Source organism: Methylobacterium variabile, from assembly GCF_001043975.1.
GTDB lineage: Bacteria > Pseudomonadota > Alphaproteobacteria > Rhizobiales > Beijerinckiaceae > Methylobacterium > Methylobacterium variabile.
Genome location: NZ_LABY01000516.1, coordinates 1 through 533, shown reverse-complemented (window position 1 = coordinate 533; position 533 = coordinate 1). Strand labels below are relative to the sequence as shown.

Genomic DNA, 533 nt, shown 5'->3' with positions numbered 1-533 from the left:
CCGGCACGATCGCCCGGGCGAGGCCGTCCTGGGCCATCACGGCGATGCGGCGGGCCTCGGCCTTGCTCAGGCGGGCGTCGGTGGCGACCACCGCCAGGGTGGTGTTGGCGCCCGGCATCGTCTTCGACGGCCAGGCGAAGGCCTCGGGCGGGATCGGGGCGGCGGGGCCCAGGCCCCCGAACTCGTCCCCGACCTCGAACGGCGCGGCCCAGAAATGCGGCCCGTCCCCGACCGTGACCCGCCCGAGGGCGTTCACCGCCACCAGGGCGGCGACCCGGGCGCCGGTGCCCTCGACGGGGGCGGAGGCGCTGCCGAGGCCTCCTTTCAGGTTCGCGGTGCGCGCCCCGAGCCCGGCCCCGACCGAGCCCATCGCCACCGGCCCGGCGCTCGCCCCGTCGGCGGCGGCGTAGCCGAGGTCGCGGTAGGGGGGCGAGCGGCCCCAGCCCTTGTCGCCGCCGTTGAGGAGGTCGAACAGGATCGCCGCCGGCACGATCGGCACCCGGGCCGGGCCGACCGCGAAGCCGCGGCCGGCC

The 533-nt window shown here is 79.0% G+C and carries 1 protein-coding gene; it reads right to left on the bottom strand.

The genetic code is table 11. From position 1 onward, the window contains the following. A partial coding sequence (locus VQ02_RS34250) for a P1 family peptidase (protein ID WP_048448747.1) occupies positions 1-533 on the bottom strand: 533 nt, incomplete at both ends.